The sequence below is a fragment of the Paenibacillus sp. 2KB_20 genome (assembly GCF_052115765.1).
Lineage (GTDB): Bacteria > Bacillota > Bacilli > Paenibacillales > Paenibacillaceae > Paenibacillus_AQ.
In genome coordinates this window covers 353964-371486 of record NZ_JBFRHH010000007.1, presented here as the reverse complement: position 1 = coordinate 371486, position 17523 = coordinate 353964, and the positions used below count along the sequence as shown (strand labels likewise).

The window sequence follows — 17523 nt, the reverse complement described above, 5'->3', positions numbered from 1 at the left end:
ACGCTATAAAATGACGCCATCCTTAAAAATGGATATTTCCCGGAAGCCATTACGTTCATTTCTCGTCTGTTCAACACCCGAGGCTAATTGGACCATACGATTCATGAGTTCCTCATGGAGATCCTCCATGCTTTTGCCTTCCAGCAAAGCACCTGCATTAAAATCAATCCAATGCTTTTTGCGAGCGGCCAGTTCGGAATTGGTCGCGATTTTGACGGTGGGGACCGGGCCGCCAAACGGCGTCCCCCTGCCCGTTGTGAACAGGACGAGATGGGCGCCCGCTGCAGCCAAGGCCGTAACCGATACGAGATCATTGCCTGGCGCTTCGATCAGGTTTAACCCCGGCTTCGTTGATCTCACGCCGTAACGGAGTACATCGGTCACCGTGGCATTTCCTCCTTTTTGAGTGCACCCCAGTGACTTCTCCTCCAGGGTTGTGATGCCACCGTCTTTATTCCCTGGAGAAGGATTTTCATAGATTTCCTGTCCGTGCGATACGAAATATTGCTTAAAATTGTTAATCAGCACCGTAATATCCTTAAACACCTGTTCGTCGGCTGCCCGATCCATCAGGATCGTTTCGGCTCCGAACATCTCCGGCACCTCCGTCAGCAGAGCTGTGCCACCGTGAGCGGTGATGGTATCTGCAATGCGGCCCGCCAGCGGGTTGGCTGTAATGCCCGACAGACCGTCCGAACCCCCGCATTTCAGTCCGACCTTCAGTTTGGAGAGAGGAACTTCCGTTCGTTTGAAAGTTTCGGCATATTCCACAAGCTGGGATATGAGGGACATGCCCTCCTCCAATTCATCCTCCATGTCCTGAGCACGCATATACTTGATCCGTTTTCCGTCCTCCTCGCCAATCATGGCCTGCATTTGATCGATCTGATTATTCTCGCAGCCGAGCCCGATAATAAGCACGCCTGCCGCATTGCCATGCTGGGCCAGGGACGAGAGCAGACGCTGGGTATGGCTTAGATCATCTCCAAGCTGCGAGCAGCCGTAGGGATGCGGGAAGTGATAAACTCCATCAATGCCTCTCCCTTGAAACTGCTGGCCAGCCATTCGCGCTAACAGCTCGCAGGTTTTGTTAATGCAGCCGACGGTGTTGATGATCCAAATTTCGTTGCGGATCCCAACCTCACCGCTTGATCTGATATACCCTTGGAACATCGAGGATTCCATAACAGTTGGTGAATCTTGAGGCACTGCTTTTGCACCAGGATTATACTGGTACTCCACTTCACCGGATAGTCCGGTTTTCAAATTGTGAGTATGGATCCATCGTCCCGGCAAAATGACTTCCTTCGCCAGTCCGATCGAATAACCGAATTTTAAAACATGGCTGCCCGGCTCTATCAATCGAAGAGCCACCTTGTGACCTTTGGGCACGTTCTCGGTTACCTCGATCGCATGCTCCTTCCCGTTCAGAAGCCCGATGGCATGTTCTCCTGCTGACAAAGGACGAAGCGCGATGCCTACATCATCCTTGTTGTGAAGTATGACGATGTCGCTCATGTCTCGATCAGCTCCATTTCTTCGATATAGCCGCTTACAACTTCATGAAGATGGGATATCCGGTTCAAATCCTCGCCCCATAAAGCCTGATTGCCAAGAATGGATGCCACAAGCTGACGTATACTCCATTCCCCCTCTTCTACCTTTTGCCACGCTTGATAAAATGTCATCAGGCTGTCCGGATCATCTCTTAACAGCATCTGTTTACCGTCAAGACACGTTCCGTACCACTGCCCCTCGACCGATTGGGCATGATACAGACGGATCAAGGAGGCCAATCCCCGAGTGATGAGGCTTGGGAGCGTGTTGTGCGAACTGACATATTCCTTTAAGCTTGGCAAAAGCCTCACCTTGAACTTGGAGATGCTGTTCATGGCAATATCCTGGAGCTTGTGCCGAAGAAAGGGATTGCGGAATCGCTCCCATACAGATATGGCATATGCCGTAACCTCTTCCAACGGGAGAGGCACCAAGGGGACGATCTCTTGCAGCATTGCGTCGCGAATGTCTTTTCCCCATTCCGTGCTTTCTGCGATCTCTCTCACTTCAGTGAAACCATGAAGCAAACCGATGGAAGCCATCAGCGTATGCGTTCCATTCAATATTCTTACCTTTCTCACTTGATACGGGGTCAGATCGGGTACCCACCTTGCCTGGAGACCCGCTGACTGCAGGGGCAGCCTGGACTCCAATGACGGATCACCCTCAATAGCCCAGAAATAATAGGGCTCCGCCGTGTTCAACAATCGGTCTTCATAACCCCATTGGTCAAAATAGCGCTCAGCCTCTTCCGGATAACCGGTTACGATCCGGTCCACAAGTGAGTTCAGAAACAGGTTGCACTCCTCGACCCAGCTCTGAAAAGCCGGCGAAAGGCCCCAATCCTCTGCATGCCGCAGCACAACCGAGCGCAAGATGTCCCCGTTTCGTTCCAGCAGCTCGCATGGGAGGATCAACAGGCCCTTGTCCGGCGAGCCTTCATAACACTCATAACGCCGATATAAAAGCATAGTCAGCTTTGCGGGGAATGACATCGGTGGTTCCGACGGATTCCAGTCACTGAGCTGATAATCGAGACCAGCTTCCGTTGTATTGGAGACTACGATCTCCAGGGAATCCAGCTCGGCGATCCTTAAGAAATTCTCCCATTCCGCATAAGGATCTATGATCTTTGAGAACACCGGGATCCACCGTTCTTCTTCTATCTTCCGTCCATCCTGGATACCTCGGGTCAGCAAACCGTAAATCCCTTCCTGCTCTCGAAGCTGCTCCAGCTTGCGTCGTCCCCCAGGTCTTGGCTGACTGACGGCAACGCTCCCTTGAAATAACCCCTGCCGGTTGCATTCATAGATCATCCAATCGAAGAACCCTCTAAGAAAGTTGCCCTCGCCGATTTGAAGCACCTTAACAGGGTAATTCAACATTTCCAAGTGGTTCTGCTGTTGTAATTGTAAAAAATCCCGTCCTATCAACTTCAGCGCTCGGCCACGGTCTGTCTTTGCATCCATGATCTGATCTATCTCCCTTCCATCCCGCCAAATCGGAAATAACTCTCTGCGTTGTTGTAACAAATATCCTGTACAATTCCCCCGAGCCATGGAAGATCTTCCGGCGCTTCTCCCCGTGTAACCCAATCTCCGAAGAGATTGCACAGAATCCGCCGGAAATACTCATGACGGGTATAGGATAAGAAACTTCTGGAGTCGGTCAGCATGCCGACAAATCGGCTTAACAGCCCCATATTGCCTAGTTTGCTCATCTGGTCGACCATACCGTCCTTGGTATCGTTGAACCACCATGCGGATCCGAACTGAATTTTACCCGGAATGCCGTCGCCTTGAAAACTGCCGATCAGTGCTGAGAGAATATCGTTATCGCTTGGGTTAAGTGAATAGAGAATCGTTCTCGGAAGTGCCCGCTCTTGATCAAGCCGATCCATCAACTTCACGAGCGGTACCGCGATTGGACTATCGTGAATCGAATCATAACCGGTATCCGGGCCCAATTCTCGGAACATCCGGGTGTTATTGTTGCGCTGGGCATTCATATGAAATTGCATGACCCAGCCGAGTTTTGCGTAGATTTGGCCGAGATAAAGCAGCGTATACGTTTTGAATTGATCCTCCTCCTGACGGGAAACCCGTTCCCCTTTAAGCGCTTTCAGGAATATGTCAGCCGCTTGCTTCTCCGTAACCTCTTGATAGGGCACATAATCCAGCGCATGATCGGATACCCGGCCGCCAACCGAATGGAAAAACTTAGCCCGCTGCTCAAGTGCCTTCAGAAATACCGAATAATCCGTAATCTCCATCCGGCTTCGGTCCGCCAACAATTTCACCCAGGGCAGGAACGTCTCCCGGTTAATCTCCAGTCCCTTATCCGGACGGAATGAGGGGAGCATCTGAAATCCGGTATCGCCTTCCTCCGCCAACTTGATATGATAATCCAGGTTATCCGTCGGATCATCTGTCGTACAGACGACTTTCACACGGCTTGAAACGATCAATCCCCGGGTTGTCAAATCATGTTCCTGCAGTCGCTTGTTCGCCGCTTCCCATATCTGCGGAGCATTCTGTTCATGAATGATATCCTTAATGCCAAACAGTCTTTGCAGCTCCAGATGAGACCAATGGAATAACGGATTGCCGATCGTCATCGGAACGGTGCGCGTCCAAGCCAAGAAGCGGTCATAATCGCTCACTCCCGGGCCGCCCGTGATGTATGCCTCTTCCACTCCAGCGGCTCGCATTGCCCGCCATTTATAGTGATCGCCGTTAATCCACGCTTCGGTCAAGTTCTCAAACCGGTGATTGTCATAGATCATTTTCGGACTCAGATGACAGTGGTAGTCGATGATTGGCATGTCTTTTGCATAATCGTGGTATAAGGTACGCGCAGTCTCGTTGTTGAGCAAAAAATGTTCATCCATAAAAGGTCTCATCATAACACCGCCCATTTCTGTAGATTATCTACTATGTTACGGCATCATCAGTTGGATTTCTTCACGTTTATTGCGAAATTGAAGGATTATTCAACATATCTTGCTTTGTTTTGGTCAATAGAAGTTGCTACAATATAACTGAAGAACTGGAATAGACCTGATCATGAAGGAATTGAAACGAAGCGGGGGCGATTATGATATCCAGCGATACCCATACCGTAACCTACGGAGAAGAAGAAGGGGAATTTTACTACCATCGCATTCATCGCACAAAGCCCTTTGAACGAAATAACCATTATCATGGAACCTATGAAGTCTACTATCTGGTTTCAGGCGAGCGCAATTATTTTATCAAAGAAAAATTGTACACCATTCGGGCGGGAGACCTCATTCTCATCAATAAATTCGACGTTCATAAAACCTCGGGTCAAGGCGATCCGGAGCATGAACGTATCGTCATAAATTTTAGCGATTCTTTTCTGGGGAAAGGCCACCCCTTGCTGGCATCCGGATTGCTGAGCATGTTTAATCAGGATACGCCGCTGCTGCGTTTAACCGTTCCAGAGCAAGCAATCATCATGCAAATTTTGAATAAAATGGCCGATGAGATCAGAGAAGGCTCTGCTTCGTACGAATACATGCTGCAGGTACTGCTTACCGAGTTATTAATTAAAACCTCTCGGTTAACCCATTCCGCCTCGCTGCCTGCTCACACCTCCATGAACCCGCTCCATCAGAAAATCACGGACGTCGTTAAGTTTATTCACGCCCATTACGCAGACAAAATCACGCTGCAGCAATTATCTGAAACCTTCTACATCAGCCCGTTCTACCTGTCCCGGATATTCAAAGAAATTACGGGCTTTACGATCATTAACTATCTGAACCTCACCCGCATTCGCGAGGCACAGCGCCTTCTGACGGATACGGACCTGAAAATCGTGGACATCGCCGAATCGATCGGCTTTGAAAGCCTGACGCATTTTGACCGCACCTTTAAGAAACTTATGAAAATGACGGCAAGCAAATACCGCAAAAGGCACAGCATTCCGTGAACCAACAAAAAAGGAAGCGATCAACCCAAAATTCTGGTTGTTCGCTTCCTTTTTCTGAAGTTTAGGGATTGACTCCCTTAACTGATTCGATTCTGCTGTTGTTGGTATTGCTCCATAGACATCAGCACTTCCCGCGGTTTGCTTCCCTCGTAAGGTCCGATAATCCCGCGTGCCTCCATGGAATCTATAAGACGCGCTGCACGGGTATAGCCTACGCGCATTCTCCGCTGAAGCAGCGATACGGACGCTTGCTTCGCTTCCAGTACGATGGTCACCGCCTGCTCATACAGCTCATCCAATTCTTCTTCATCCGAATTCGACGATTCCTCTATCTCAGGCACTAACGACTCATCATATTCCGCCTGCCCTTGATCCCGGACAAAATCCACAATGTTCTCGACCTCATGATCACTCATGAAGGCTCCCTGCACCCGGATCGGCTTGGAGGAGCCCATCGGCATAAACAGCATATCCCCGCGGCCAAGCAGCTTCTCTGCTCCCGCCATATCCAGAATCGTTCGGGAATCGACCTGCGAAGACACGCCAAAGGCAATACGCGACGGAATGTTTGCTTTAATGACCCCCGTAATAACGTCGACCGACGGACGCTGCGTCGCGATGATCAAGTGAATCCCGGCGGCACGGGCCATTTGGGCCAGACGCGTGATCGCGTCTTCCACATCGTTGGCTGCAACCATCATCAAATCGGCCAGCTCGTCCACGATCACGACGATATAAGGCAATACTGCCGGCAGATTATCCTTCATCAGATTGTTGTAACCTTCAATATTTCGCGTCCCGGATTTGGAGAACAGCTCATACCGTTTCTCCATCTCTACTACGATTTTCTTAAGTGCCAAGGATGCCCGCTTCGGATCCGTTACCACCGGTGCCATCAAATGCGGAATTCCGTTGTAGACATTGAGCTCGACCATCTTCGGATCGACCATCAGGAACTTAACCTCATCCGGCTTCGCTTTATACAGAATGCTGGTAATGATGCCGTTGATACATACGGATTTACCCGAACCCGTTGCACCTGCAACAAGGAGATGGGGCATGCGTGCCAAATTACCGACAATCGTCTGACCTGAAATATCACGGCCAAATGCAATTGACAGCTTCGATTCCGCTTCCTGGAACGTCGGCGTCTCCATAACCTCTCTCATCGTAACCAGTGATACTTCGTTGTTCGGCACTTCGATCCCGATGGCTGATTTGCCAGGAATCGGCGCTTCCATCCGAATATCCTTGGCCGCAAGCGCGAGTGCAATATCATCGGTCAGATTGACGATCCGGCTGACCTTAACCCCGATGTCCGGCTGAATTTCATAGCGGGTTACCGACGGCCCCCGGACCACCTCCAGTACCTTGGCCCGAACGCCGAAACTTTCCAGCGTCGCCTCCAGCTTGCGCGCTGTCTGCATATAATCATTCTGGTCTCCACCCTTACCGCCGTTATTCGGTTTGGATAGCAGCCGGAATGGAGGCAGCTTGTACGGCTTGGGCGGCGGAGCCGGAGGTGCTGCCGGTGCCGTTCCCTCCTGTCCCTCATTACCTGCAGTAGCAGCTCCATTCAACTCGTCATTCGACGCTTCAAGGCTACCACCGATGGGCTCAGGACTAGCTGCCGTGTTCCCCGAAGGGTCCTCTTGTGCCGAAGGTATCACCGCTTCGTGATCGTCGTACTCGTCATCCAGGCGTCCTTCTTGTTTCACTTGCTCGAAGAAATCACGAATAATCGGCGAGGAAGGCACGGATTCTGCTGCAGGAGTGATAACATCCGCTCCCTCCTCCGGTTGAACCGGACTGTTGAACAGGACGACCTCCCCTTTCTCCTTAGCACCATGCCCGTTGCCAACGGTAAATACCGGAGCCGCCTCATCCGCAGCATCCCCAGCCTCTTCCACTGCTTCGTTCCGTTTGTTGCCTTTGGAACCGAACAACTGGAAGAATTGCGGCGTTTTGCGGCGCGGCAGTCTCATGCTCTCCATATCATCCAGATCATCATCTTCATCCAGATCCTCCGGCAGCTGGATGCGTTGTTCCTTCGCGCTTGATTTCGCCGCAGCTCTTGATTTGGTCTGCTGGCTGTTCACTTTTTTCTGAATCCGTTCTCCAGCCTTTACAACCCTCACACGGAACATCCGCATTAAATCCACATAGGACAGATTGGTAATCAGCATGAAGCTGATCACTAGCATGACAATCACAATCAACTTTGCCCCTATGCTGCCAAACAGCATTAACAGAAAGGCAAACTGCAACGCTCCAATGTAACCGCCGCTGATGTCTCTGCCCATGACGGGATGATGTCCATCATCTGCCCCGGCATGAAGGAGCTCGCCTTGCAAATCACTATGTATCTGGCTCATCGCATTTGACGCATTCAATTGTCCAATCGGGGCCAGCTTCGACTCCAAACCTGCAATGCTGCTCATTAAAGTGAGCGATAATACCAAGAGAAGGACACCGGTGCGTCTGCTGTTCCACCGTTTGGGCCATTTCCGGTGAATCATCACCATTAACCCGTAATAGATGCCGATTAGGGGGATGATAAAATAATACTTGCCCAGCAGATAACCCGACATCTTGGACAGGGAACGCCCCACCGGTGCTTCTCCGGATAATGCGATGACCGAAAGTGTCATCAATACAATCCCATAAATTTCATACTTCAATACGGCTGCAAAGGCTGCCTTCTTCTTTCTTTTCCGCTTTGCCAAAAGTGTCACCCCCGAATCCATATTATAGCATAATATTCGGTGGCGTACCTATGTTCTGTTTTCAGCCTTTAGCTTCATTTTCAACCGTCGGAATATAGCGAATCATTGCCCCCGGAGCGTAGCGTGGATTCAAATAATCTTGAAGCCCGCAATCGAGTAAACGGACAATTTTCGCCTGATCCTCTGCCATAGGTTCAACTTCCATTAGTATTCCTTCAACCCGAACTTCCCTGGACGTGACGGCTGCCTGTTCCCCTTGTAGCATCCCGATCGGATCCAATGGCATGACGCTATACCATATCATTGCGTAATCCCTCCTGGGCTTATCGTTTTACGTTCTTCAATCATGCTATTCAAACGGCTTAATGCCTGCCCAATGCCCCCCACCTCGTTCATAAGGCCATATTTGACGGCGTCTGTACCTGAAACCGCGGTACCGATATCCCTGTTCAATTCACCGGTTTTGAACATCAGATCCTTAAACAGTTCCTCTGTTATCCTCGAATGACTCGTTACAAAACGTACGACACGTTCCTGCATTTTCTCCATGTATTCAAAGGTTTGCGGCACGCCAATGACTAACCCGCTCATGCGTATCGGGTGAATGGTCATCGTCGCGCTCTCCGCGATGATCGAGTGATCTGCTGCTACAGCGATAGGGACGCCGATACTGTGCCCCCCTCCAATGACTACCGTTACGGTCGGTTTGCTGAGCGATGCAATCATCTCGGCAATGGCAAGTCCGGCTTCAACGTCGCCACCAACGGTATTGAGTATGATCAAGAGTCCTTCGATCCGCGGATTTTGCTCAGCTGCCACAAGCTGTGGAATCATATGCTCATATTTTGTGGTTTTATTTTGCGGTGGAAGCACGATATGTCCCTCGATTTGTCCAATGATGGTCATGCAAAAAACGTTGGATTCCCCGCCGCTCGGCAGTCCCGTCTGTCCCAACTGCTGTATCGTTTCCGTTACGGCCGCTTTTTTGCCTTCCTCGGTGGGGACGACCGGAGGCGCTTCCGTCTCGCCAGTCCATCCTGCTCTTCTGTTGCCGGTAGTCCATTGATCTTTCTCCATCGCGCATCCCTGCCTTTATCTTAATGTCTAGCTGCTGCAATCAACACATAGCTAACCCTTAGTATGGCAAATGACGGGATCATTTTATGCTTATATGGGTACATTCAGCTTGGCAGCGGAATAGCAGCAACCAAAAAAACTCCTGCCGAAATCATTCGGGAGAAGTTTAAGGATCAACCTATAAAAAGCCCCTCTTTCGCGGGAACCGTCCAATTATTACCTGCGAAAAAGGGGCGACTGTGTGCCTGATTATTTTATTATCTTGTATCAGACTTCCATAATGATCGGCAAGATCATTGGTCTGCGACGTGTTTGTTCATACAAGAAGCGTCCCAAAGCGTCTTTTACGCTGGTTTTCAGTGACGCCCACTCATTCACGTTTTCACTCATCAGCTTCTGAAGCGTGCTGGAAACGATACGGTTCGCTTCATCCAGAAGCCCTTCGGATTCCCGTACGTATACGAATCCACGCGAAATAATATCAGGACCGGATACGATGGAACCGTTTTGCTTGCTCAAGGTAACGACAACGACCAGAATTCCGTCCTGGGACAGAAGCTTGCGGTCGCGCAATACGATGTTTCCTACGTCACCAACGCCAAGTCCGTCAATCAGAACATTTCCAGCCGTTACTTTGCCGGCTTTGCGGGCCGAGCCACCTTGGATTTCCACAATTTCACCGATATCGGTAATAAAAATGTTGTCCGGATCAACACCAACGGACTCTGCAAGCAGAGCGTGACGGCGCTGCATCCGGTATTCTCCATGGACAGGGATGAAAAATTGCGGTTTCATCAGATTCAGCATCAACTTGAGTTCTTCCTGGCTGCCATGACCCGATACGTGGACACCCGAATTGGATCCACTATAAATCACGTCTGCTCCAAGGCGGAACAACTCATCAATCGTACGTCCCACATATTTTTCATTACCTGGAACCGGAGTTGCTGCAATGATAACCGTATCCCCTGGCAGAATGTCCACCTTGCGGTGAGTGGAACGTGCCATGCGTGTGAGCGCTGACATCGGTTCTCCCTGACTGCCTGTACACAATACGACAACCCGGTCAGCTGCCATTTTGTTAACCTCTTCAGGTTCGATCAGCATGCCGTCCGGAATGTGCAAATATCCAAGCTCAGCGGCAATGGACACCACATTGACCATGCTTCTTCCGATAACCGTTATTTTGCGGCCCGTGGATTCGGCTGCATTAACAACCTGCTGAATCCGGTGCACATTCGATGCAAACGTTGCAACAACCACCCGCTGCTCCGCTTTGCGGAAAATATCTTCCAGCACGATGCCCACGTTTTTCTCGGAAGGCGTGAAACCTGGTCTCTCTGCGTTCGTACTATCTGACAGAAGAGCCAATACTCCCTTGCTTCCGATCTCAGCCATACGCTGCAGATCCGCATATTGGTCATTTACCGGAGTATGGTCGAACTTAAAGTCACCCGTATGCACAACATTGCCTTCCGGTGTTTCGATACAGATCCCTACGGAATCCGGGATACTGTGATTGGTCTTGAAGAAGGTCGCTTTCAGTGTGTTTCCGAGTTGTACTTCCGAATCCGCATGGATCAGAATCCGTTTCGTCTCACCCAGCAAATTCGCTTCTCTGAGCTTGTTTTCCACTAATCCGAGCGTCAATTTCGTTCCGTATACAGGAACATTCAAATGTTTCAATACGTAAGGGAGGCCGCCGATATGGTCCTCGTGACCGTGAGTCAGCAAAATCGCTCTCACTTTGTCGCGATTCTCCGTTAAATAGCTAATATCAGGAATAACAATATCAATCCCAAGCATATCTTCTTCTGGGAACTTCAATCCCGCATCCACGACAACGATGTCATTGGCATATTGAATGACATACATGTTCTTCCCGATCTCACCGACGCCGCCCAAGGCAAAAATCGATAGTTTATCGTTGCTTATTTTCTTAGACAAATGTATCTAACCCTCCTATAGTTTTGGACGTCGTACCATTGTTATATTAAATTTCAAAAAAATACCGCACCCAGTCACTTGAATTCATTATACATGATGAAAAAGTGAAAACACAAGTCAACCACCTTCGTGAGCCATAGGATACCCAGAAACAGAAGGGTTTAAAACGAAGAAAGCCACTGCCTTCATTGAAGGCAATGGCTTAGGTTTGGTAGGTGCGCAGCTTACAAGGATGACAGCATATTACGGATAAATGCAGCCTCGTTCTCACTAGGAGAAACGAGCGGCAGACGAACGCCGCCGACCTGATAGCCCCGCTCATGCAGAGCGAATTTAACCGCCGCCGGGTTTGGAAGCGGGTCAGGACATTCAAACAGGCCCTTGAACAACGTGAACAAGGATTGATGCAGCTTGGCGGCTTCCTTCACGTTTCCTTCCACATAGGCGTGGATCATATCCTTCATGCGGGCGCCAGCGATATGGCTGGCCACGCTTACGATTCCGTAAGCACCTACGGCCAGAGCAGGCAGGGCTGAGGAATCGTCGCCGGAATAAACGATGAAGCCGTCCGGAGCACCTGCGGCAATGGCGGTGACCTGATCAATCGAAGCACATTCCTTCGTCGCAACGATGTTCGGTAATTGAGCCAGACGCAGGGTGGTAGCCGCGCTCAGGCTGATGCCCGTCCGTCCCGGCACATTGTACAGCATGATAGGTAAGGAAGTTGCCTCAGCGATCGCCTTAAAATGCTGGTAGAGCCCTTCCTGGTTCGGCTTATTGTAGTACGGAGCGACAAGCAAAATGCCATCGACGCCGCAGCTTTCCGCTTTTTTCGTCAATTCTGCAGAATGTGCCGTATCGTTGCTGCCGGTACCTGCGATAATCTTGCTTCGTCCACCTGCCTGCTTCACTGCGAACTTAAACAATTCAAGCTTCTCGTCTTCGCTAAGCGTTGGGGATTCGCCCGTCGTTCCTGCAATGACCAGAGAGTCCGACTTCTGTTCGACAATCAGGTACTCAATCAATCTCGCAGTCTCGTCCCAATTGATCTCGTTATTCTGATCAAATGGGGTTACCATAGCCGTAATCAATCTTCCGAAATCCACAATGATTCCTCCTTAAAGCTCTCCCGAACAGGCAAGCTTCCTTCGTAAGTAATCTTATATATAGTAATTCCTATCAAACGATTAACGAACAGACTCTAAGGTATTATCGGTGAAGTTCAAATTTGTGATGCAATGCGCGCAGCGCTTGAGCCATATCTTCCTTCTTCACAAGCACCCAGATCGTAGTGTTCGAATCTGCCGATTGCAGAATCGGAATATCGTGCTCGCTCAAGGATTCTACGATTTTGGCCATGATGCCAGGAACCCCGTTGATGCCGCCGCCAATAACGGATACCTTTGCACAGCCGGACAAGCTTTTTGGTTTCAAATCCAGGCTCTGCAGCACTTCAATCGCCTTCTCCGAGTCGCTGTCAAACACTGTATAAAGGACTCCCGTAGGGGTAACATTAATAAAGTCCACGCTAATGGAATGCTCCGCCATCGATTTGAAAACCTTCAGTTGAAGACCTTCCGTGCGATCGCATTCCACTGAGATTTGCGTAATATTGCTTACATAAGCAACTCCCGTCACAAAGCGGTCCACAATTCCGGATTGTATATCTCTGAAGCCCTCCGGCTGGGTAACCAGTGTTCCCTCATTATCCGAGAAGGTTGACCGCACTCTGACCGGAATTTGGGATTGCATGGCAATCTCAACTGCTCTAGGATGAATGACCTTGGCACCTTGATGAGCCATATTGCAAATCTCTGTATAACTTACATAGCTGAGTGGCTTCGCATCCTCGACGATGCGGGGATCTGCCGTAAGAATGCCGTTGACATCCGTGTAGATATCAACCATTTCGGCGCGAAGCGCGGCTCCAAGCGCGGTGGCCGAGGTATCGCTTCCGCCCCTGCCCAGCGTCGTGAAGTCACCCGAATCGGTCTGCCCCTGGAAACCAGTGACGATAACAACTTGGTGAGACTCCAACTCTTTCAAAACCCGTTCAGGTTTTACGTCCTTAATGCGTGCATTTCCGAAGTGATCGTCTGTAAGAAATCCGGCTTGGGCACCCGTCAGCACCGTTGCGGTTATCCCTTCATGCTGAAGCAGACTGCATAGCGTTGTGGCTGAGATAATCTCACCGCAGCAGAGCAGCATATCCCGCTCTCTGTCTGGAAGCGCGTTTCCGCTCTGACCGATCCAATCCAGAAGAGTATCTGTAGCGTAAGGCTCCCCGCGGCGTCCCATAGCCGATACGACCACGACCAATTGGTAGTGATTAGCCAGTTCGCGCTGGATGTGCCCAATAACATGGGTTCTTGCTTGCGGTGTAGACAACGAGGTTCCGCCGAATTTTTGAACTAAGATGCGCATAAAATATTCCTCCGTTTATATATGCCCAGGAGACGTAAATTTCGGGCCGACCGATTGAAACGGCCGGCTACTAAGCCAGGCCGTTCCGTTTGTTGACGATGATTTCTGCGATTAGCACGGCATTCCATGCTGCACCCTTCAGAAAATGATCTGAAACGATCCACATGTTAAGTCCGCACTGATGTCCCTCCAGCAGCTTGAGGATCTTTTGCCCGACTGTGCCAGTTGCTCCAACAACGGCTACATTATAATAATGCTCGGTCATATGGCTAAATTCCCCTTCATGAATGAAACTGCAGCTGTAACTTTCTATGTTGCCCTTATTGATCAAAAGGCTTTATCGCGGTTAACGCGAATATTCAACGATCATCGGCTGCAGCTGCTTCCCTTCTAGGGCCGCATAACACGCTTCCGGAATCAAATCCATTTTGGCGACAAGCGAGTTAGGCTTCTGCTGCGGATTATCCTGTCCGTAAGGAACAAAATAAATATTTTTCGTTACAAGCAGCTTCGCGATATTCGCCGCATTCAGTCCAAGGCCATCATTCGTTGAAATCGCCAGAACCAGCGGTCTGCAATTTCTCATCTGCGCCTTGGCTGCCATTAACACAGGGCTGTCAGTCATCGCATTGGCCAGCTTGCTGGTCGTGTTTCCCGTACATGGGGCGATTACCAAAACGTCAAGAAGCTTGGATGGGCCTAGCGGTTCCGCCTCCACAATTGTAGAAATAATATCATTCCCGGTTATTTCTTTCAACTGTTTCTGCCAATTCTCCGATGTGCCGAATCGGGTATCCGTTGTCATAATAGTGCTGGACACAATCGGCACCACATTCGCTCCACCATCTTTGAACCGCTGGATCTGCGGCATCACTTCTTCAAGCGTGCAGTGCGATCCTGTCAGGGCATAACCCACTGTTATTCCATTCCAATTCATCTACGCATCCCCCCGAATCTTGATTTCTTCAGAAATCAGCTCCACCAGCGTATTGGCCATAATGATGCCGGCTGTTTTAGGAGCCACGATTCCGGGTAGTCCGGGTGCGAGCATGGCTTTGATACCCCGTTTTTCAGCATAGCGAAAATCGCATCCACCGGGTGCGGAGGCAAGGTCGATGATGACAGCCTCCCGAGGCATTTTCGAGATGATTTGTGCTGTGACTATCATAGTTGGAATCGTGTTAAAAAGCAAGTCAATATCCGACACATAAGAACTCAGATCCCTTACCAGGAAGGGCTTCCAGCCCATTTCCTCCGCTCTGGCATAGTGCTCCGATTTACGTACGCCCATCCGAATTTTGGCACCCAGGCCTTGCAGGCTGCGCGCCATGGTGAATCCTGTCCGTCCCATGCCAAGCACCATGCTGGTTGATCCGTGAATCGTAAAATCCGTGTTTTGGATCGCCATCATCAGTGCACCTTCCGCTGTCGGAATGGAATTATAGATGGCTACATCGTCCCTCTCCAAAATCTCTACCAGCTTGATCTTATATTTGTCACATAGCGAGCGCAAATAGGGCTTCGCCATGCCTGTATAGATCACTCCATGTCCAGGCATCGCTGCGATATGCTCCTCCTGCAGTCGCAATGCCCCCTCTGAGAACAGCGCGCTGACACGTCCCTCATCATCACATCCCACGACAGGCAGGATCAGAGCATCAGCATTCGATAACAGCTCTGGCGTGAGCGGCTCGCGAGTCACTCCCTGAAAAGAATCCTGCAGTTTCTCAAACCCGGCGATCATGACGGAGGCATCCATCTCAGCGCATTTTCGTATGACTTCAATTTGTCTTGCGTCTCCACCTACAAAGACGGTCCGGACTCCAGTCAGCATGGAAGGCCTCGCTCCTTTCTTCTAACCAACGTATAAACCATCTTATGCCGTCGCCTATAGGGTGGTGAGCGCATTTCAATTAAACTACCGCCTTAACGCAATAAATAACACTATAGATGGCGAGTCGGATCCGAAGCCATTTTGCATGGACGCTAACGCAAAAAACACCGCCCGGCTAGGCCGGAGCGGTGTGCTTGGTAAAACCATGATGATGATATCCATAAATTATCTATAATATAGATTACTTGCCGGTATGACCGAATCCGCCTGCACCCCGTACGGTATCGGACAACTCGTCAACTTCCATGAATTCTACCGCCGGGACGGTTTTGAACACCATCTGGGCAATGCGTTCATTACGCTCAATTGCAAATGGCTCTTGTCCTAAATTCACCAGCAGCACCTTCACTTCCCCGCGATAGTCAGCATCAATTGTGCCTGGAGAATTCAAGCAGGTAATACCATGTTTGTAGGCCAGTCCGCTGCGCGGACGGATTTGAGCTTCAAGCTCGGCCGGCATGGCAATCGCAAAACCGGTCGGGATTAATTTGCGTTCGCCCGGGTTCAATACCACCGGCTCATGAACCGCCGCGTGCAGATCAAAACCTGCGGCTAGTTCGGACATTTTCACGGGAAGTTTCACATCTTCATTACCTGGCAATCTATTGATTTGAACGTAGTGCAACAAATTCATTCCTCCTAAGTACATTCAGTGCTTTATCTGAAGTTCCTACCATCGCTAGTGCATATGGAGTCCCGAACATGCGGTCAAGAACCGCGTCGACATCCTTCATGTCCACCTGCTCAATCCGCTTAATAATTTCATCCAGGCTAAAATGGCGACCCAGCATTAATTCGTTCTTACCCAAGCGATTCATGCGGCTGCTCGTGCTCTCCAGACTCAGAATGAGACTGCCCTTCAGTTGTTCCTTCCCTTTGCGCAGCTCTTCCTCTGTCATACCGTTCTGTGCCAGATCCTGCAGCATTTCCTTGGTCAGTTGAAGGACTTCCTTTGTCTGTTTGGGCGCTGTGCCCGCATAAATGGTGAACATTCCGTTATCTGCGTGCGAACTATGATATGAGTATACCGAATAAGCCAGTCCGCGCTTCTCCCGGATTTCCTGAAACAAGCGTGAACTCATGCCGCCGCCAATGGCGTTATTCAAGAGTACCATTGCATACTGAAGCTCGTCTCCGATGGAGCAGCCGGGAAACGACATGCAGATATGATTCTGCTCTGTTTTCTTCTTACGGAACTGAACACCATCCAAAAAGGCAGGCACGGCCAGCAGTTCGGAGCTGCCGTGATTGGCAAAGCCGCCAAAATGACGCTCCAATAACTCAATCGCATCCTCATTAATGTTGCCTGCCAGAGCGATCACTGTATTCTCAATGGTATAGTGTTTGTCCATGTAATTTCTCAGCGCTTGCGAATCCATCGATTCCAGCCGTTCCTTTGTGCCAAGAATCGGATAAGCCAGCGGATGATCGCCGTATGCCGATAACGACATCAGGTCATGCACCAGATCATCCGGTGTATCCTCATACATCGCGATCTCTTCCAGAATGACATTCTTCTCTTTGGCTAACTCGCCCGCATCCAGCTTGGAGTTGAAGAACATGTCGGACAGCACGTCAACCGCAATCGGAAAATGCTCATCCAGCACCTTGGCGTAATAACACGTATATTCCTTGGACGTAAAAGCGTTGACGTTGCCGCCGATAGCATCAAATTCTTCAGCAATGGCACGGGCGTCAAAGCGCTCGGTCCCTTTGAACATCATGTGCTCTATAAAATGCGTTATCCCGTTGATGTCCTCCGATTCATTGCGGGATCCGGTCTTCACCCAAATACCGAATGAAACCGAACGACTTGTCGGGATTTGCTCCATAACCACTCTTAGGCCGTTAGACAATTGTATTTTTTTCACGAGGGCCCCCCTAACTGTTCCATCCAGGCTCACTTTGGCTGATTACCAGCCTCATGCCATCCATTCATTC

The 17523-nt window shown here is 50.0% G+C and carries 15 protein-coding genes; 1 reads left to right on the top strand and 14 read right to left on the bottom strand.

The features are described 5' to 3' along the window. Positions 1 to 3: 3 nt before the first annotated feature. From AB4124_RS20630 to uxaC, 3 genes are read right to left on the bottom strand one after another with little or no spacing between them, the layout of a single operon-like run. Positions 4 to 1518, bottom strand: a complete 1515-nt coding sequence (locus tag AB4124_RS20630) for a UxaA family hydrolase (RefSeq protein WP_441974021.1) — start codon at positions 1516 to 1518, stop codon at positions 4 to 6. Further along, a complete protein-coding gene (locus AB4124_RS20625; RefSeq protein WP_441974020.1) occupies positions 1515 to 3026 on the bottom strand; it encodes a tagaturonate reductase in 1512 nt (503 codons plus the stop codon). Before AB4124_RS20625 ends, AB4124_RS20630 begins: the two co-directional genes overlap by 4 nt. An 8-nt stretch (positions 3027 to 3034) precedes the next feature. Next, complete coding sequence (gene uxaC, locus AB4124_RS20620) at positions 3035 to 4459, bottom strand: glucuronate isomerase (protein ID WP_441974195.1); 1425 nt, start codon at positions 4457 to 4459, stop codon at positions 3035 to 3037. Positions 4460 to 4653: 194 nt separating this feature from the next. On the opposite strand from uxaC, the gene AB4124_RS20615 reads away from it, so the two are divergent. After that, entirely contained in the window at positions 4654 to 5514 is an 861-nt protein-coding gene (locus AB4124_RS20615; RefSeq protein WP_339290825.1) for a helix-turn-helix transcriptional regulator, read from the top strand. Between the two features lie 77 nt (positions 5515 to 5591). Here the strand turns inward: AB4124_RS20615 and AB4124_RS20610 are convergent, their stop codons facing one another. The 11 genes from AB4124_RS20610 to AB4124_RS20560 all read right to left on the bottom strand — a co-directional run bounded on the left by AB4124_RS20610 (position 5592) and on the right by AB4124_RS20560 (position 17453). Then, positions 5592 to 8261: a DNA translocase FtsK 4TM domain-containing protein gene (locus AB4124_RS20610; protein ID WP_441974019.1), complete on the bottom strand. Its 2670-nt coding sequence runs from the start codon at positions 8259 to 8261 to the stop codon at positions 5592 to 5594. 40 nt (positions 8262 to 8301) lie between these two features. Continuing rightward, positions 8302 to 8544, bottom strand: a complete 243-nt coding sequence (locus tag AB4124_RS20605; RefSeq protein ID WP_076324945.1) for a YlzJ-like family protein — start codon at positions 8542 to 8544, stop codon at positions 8302 to 8304. Beyond that, a complete protein-coding gene (locus tag AB4124_RS20600; protein ID WP_430178771.1) occupies positions 8541 to 9317 on the bottom strand; it encodes a ClpP family protease in 777 nt (258 codons plus the stop codon). Before AB4124_RS20600 ends, AB4124_RS20605 begins: the two co-directional genes overlap by 4 nt. Positions 9318 to 9584: 267 nt before the next feature. Continuing rightward, entirely contained in the window at positions 9585 to 11264 is a 1680-nt protein-coding gene (locus AB4124_RS20595) for a ribonuclease J (protein WP_076324947.1), read from the bottom strand. Positions 11265 to 11488: 224 nt separating this feature from the next. Continuing rightward, on the bottom strand, positions 11489 to 12370 hold the full coding sequence (gene dapA / locus AB4124_RS20590) for a 4-hydroxy-tetrahydrodipicolinate synthase (RefSeq protein WP_076324948.1): 882 nt from the start codon (positions 12368 to 12370) through the stop codon (positions 11489 to 11491). A gap of 103 nt (positions 12371 to 12473) precedes the next feature. Further along, complete coding sequence (gene dapG, locus AB4124_RS20585; RefSeq protein ID WP_076324949.1) at positions 12474 to 13688, bottom strand: aspartate kinase; 1215 nt, start codon at positions 13686 to 13688, stop codon at positions 12474 to 12476. Between the two features lie 70 nt (positions 13689 to 13758). After that, positions 13759 to 13953 (bottom strand): hypothetical protein, encoded by a 195-nt coding sequence (locus AB4124_RS20580; RefSeq protein ID WP_441974206.1) that lies wholly within the window; start codon positions 13951 to 13953, stop codon positions 13759 to 13761. A gap of 81 nt (positions 13954 to 14034) precedes the next feature. After that, positions 14035 to 14625: a dipicolinate synthase subunit B gene (locus AB4124_RS20575; protein ID WP_339266184.1), complete on the bottom strand. Its 591-nt coding sequence runs from the start codon at positions 14623 to 14625 to the stop codon at positions 14035 to 14037. Beyond that, positions 14626 to 15522 (bottom strand): dipicolinate synthase subunit DpsA, encoded by an 897-nt coding sequence (gene dpsA / locus AB4124_RS20570; RefSeq protein WP_430178777.1) that lies wholly within the window; start codon positions 15520 to 15522, stop codon positions 14626 to 14628. Positions 15523 to 15763: 241 nt separating this feature from the next. After that, positions 15764 to 16210, bottom strand: coding sequence for a dUTP diphosphatase (gene dut / locus AB4124_RS20565; RefSeq protein ID WP_179090701.1), 447 nt, complete (start codon positions 16208 to 16210; stop codon positions 15764 to 15766). After that, a complete protein-coding gene (locus AB4124_RS20560; protein ID WP_430105031.1) occupies positions 16185 to 17453 on the bottom strand; it encodes a M16 family metallopeptidase in 1269 nt (422 codons plus the stop codon). Before AB4124_RS20560 ends, dut begins: the two co-directional genes overlap by 26 nt. Positions 17454 to 17523 lie beyond the last annotated feature (70 nt).